General features: G+C 41.7%; 3 protein-coding genes. All 3 read right to left on the reverse strand.

The features are described 5' to 3' along the window. Positions 1–410: 410 nt before the first annotated feature. Positions 411–1,109: a VIT family protein gene (locus HYI04_RS16650; protein ID WP_010326566.1), complete on the reverse strand. Its 699-nt coding sequence runs from the start codon at positions 1,107–1,109 to the stop codon at positions 411–413. Between the two features lie 119 nt (positions 1,110–1,228). After that, positions 1,229–1,570 carry a hypothetical protein gene (locus HYI04_RS16655; RefSeq protein ID WP_010326567.1) on the reverse strand — a complete coding sequence of 114 codons (342 nt, stop codon included), beginning with the start codon at positions 1,568–1,570 and terminating at the stop codon, positions 1,229–1,231. 180 nt (positions 1,571–1,750) lie between these two features. After that, on the reverse strand, positions 1,751–2,448 hold a 698-nt coding region (locus tag HYI04_RS16660), incomplete at its 5' end, for an FAD-dependent oxidoreductase (RefSeq protein WP_178896417.1).

A 2,448-nucleotide genomic window follows, 5' to 3' on the forward strand; every position in this document is an offset into this window, starting at 1 on the left:
AAAGTCATTTGAATGATTTCTTCTTGGTCTACGTGTCATAAAATACTCCATATATTGATGTTTATAACATCATTTGGGGAGCAAAATATCACTTATAGGAGTTGTTCAAATTTACGGATCCATCTCTATGCAAGTATGGCGTTGACTCATCATTTCTATGATGTTTTAGGCCGCTATGGGAAGGAGAACAGACGTTAAACAATTCATATTAATTAAAAAAATAAGCTGTTGCACCTGTAGACTTGAAGCACAACCATCAGTAATAGTGCATTTGAGTAGTGGCTCAGAGAAAAATGTGCAAGCTTAAAGTTGATGATAAATGATGCTGTAAATAGTAAAAAGCCCATTCAATCCATGGGCTTTTTACATTTTTAATAGGTAGATTGTTAACGCTTATCGTGTTGTTGACGTTAAACATGCACATTAAATAGGGAGCCAATCCAACTGGCAAACAGCATCGCGAAAATCCCCCATAGCGTCACACGAAATGCACCTTTCCACATAGATGTCCCAGAAAAGTAACTTGATAAAGCGCCTAAACCGAACAACGATAGTACCCCTGTAAGAGCAACTGACTGAGTTAGATAACCTTGAGGGCTTAAGAGAATGGCCAGCATAGGAAACAGAGCACCTAGTGAAAAGGCGAGGGCAGAAGAACCCGCGGCTTCAAGTGGCTTGGCACTGGTATTTTCATGGATGCCTATTTCATCACGGGCATGTGCAGACAGTGCATCATGTGCGCTGAGTTGCACCGCGACTTCATGTGCTAGCTCGGGTTCTAGTCCACGTTGTATATAAATTTGAGTCAGTTCTTTAAGTTCTAAGTGCGGGTTTTTATCTAATTCCCTAGCTTCATGTTTTAAATCGGCTTCTTCAATATCCGATTGAGACTTCACCGAAATATACTCGCCCGCAGCCATAGAGCTTGCACCTGAAATGAGCCCTGCAATACATGTGATGAGTAAGGTATGGCTGGTTGCGCCACTGGCCGCCATCCCCATAATCAAACTGGTCACTGAAATGATGCCGTCATTGGCACCCAAAACCGCTGCACGTAGCCAACCAGTACGATGAATTAAATGAGGTTCAACATGGTGAGAATAGGACATGACGATAGATCATCCTCAAATTTTAAAGTTATGATTTATTTAATAATGCACGTTTCATCTACTATAGCACAGCCCATAAAAAAGCCTCCGAGTGGGAGGCTTTTTTGAGTTTAGAAATATTATTGCGCTTTTTCTTTCACATCAGCAGCACCTTGTTCTACGGCGCCAGCAACATGAGCTGTTGCTTCTTTAGAGGCATTTTTAACATCTTCAGCAGCAGCTTCAGTTTTCGCAGCAGCTTCGTCAGCGGCAGCACCAATTTTTGCAGATGCTTCATCTGCAGCTTTTTGAGTGTCAGATACAGCTTCACTTGCAGCTTGGTTAATGTCATGACCTGCTTGTTCAGCAGCATTTTCAAGGTGTTCACCTGTCGTTGCACCTGTTTCAGGTGCTTTTTCTTTTGAACAACCCACTAAAACAACAGCAGCAGCAAGACCTAAAGCAATAAGTAATTTATTCATTTTCATATCCTTTTCGTTTTATACCCAAAAGTAGGGGTTGGGCAAAATATAATCTACTTTGAATGTAAAGCAGACTGCATTATTGTTAAAAAAATGTAATTTTTTATAAAAAACAGCGTGATAAAAAGGCTTATAAGCTGAGTTACCTATAAGCCTTTAGCAGGGAGGCGTCTGAGAGGATTACACGCCAGAACGAATAATATAATCAAAAGCAGATAGAGATGCTTTCGCGCCTTCACCTGTGGCAATGATGATTTGCTTGTATGGCACAGTCGTACAGTCACCTGCGGCAAATACACCTTTGACATTGGTTTCGTTGCGATCGTTAATCATAATCTCATTACGGTTTGAAAGCTCAACAGCAGTCTCTTTTAAGAAATCAGTGTTTGGTAATAAACCAATTTGCACAAAGATTCCTGCAAGCTCAACCGTATGTTCTACATCAGTTGCACGGTCTTTATATTTCAATGCCGTCACTTGTGAACCATCACCCACAACTTCGGTCGAGAGTGCATTCAGGATCACCGTAGTGTTAGGCAAGCTATGCAATTTGTCTTGCAACACTTGGTCGGCACGTAGTTTGGTATCAAACTCAACCAAAGTTACATGTTCAACAATCCCAGCAAGATCAATCGCAGCTTCGACACCTGAGTTCCCCCCGCCAATTACTGCTACACGTTTGCCTTTAAACAGTGGACCATCACAGTGTGGACAGTAAGCAACACCACGAGTGCGGTATTCTGCTTCGCCTGGCACATTCATTTCTCTCCAACGTGCACCTGTTGAAAGAATCACTGTTTTAGATTCAAGCTTCGCACCATTTTCTAAAGTGACTTCAACCAAGCCATTTGCTGTCTCATCCGCACCTTTGATGTTAG

The organism is Acinetobacter sp. SwsAc2 (assembly GCF_013391465.1).
GTDB lineage: Bacteria > Pseudomonadota > Gammaproteobacteria > Pseudomonadales > Moraxellaceae > Acinetobacter > Acinetobacter johnsonii.

Bases quoted from the DNA above. Each gene is read 5' to 3' on its own strand.
- HYI04_RS16650 (WP_010326566.1), bottom strand. From the start codon at position 1,109: ATGTCCTATTCTCACCATGTTGAACCTCATTTAATTCATCGTACTGGT.
- HYI04_RS16655 (WP_010326567.1), bottom strand. From the start codon at position 1,570: ATGAATAAATTACTTATTGCTTTAGGTCTTGCTGCTGCTGTTGTTTTA.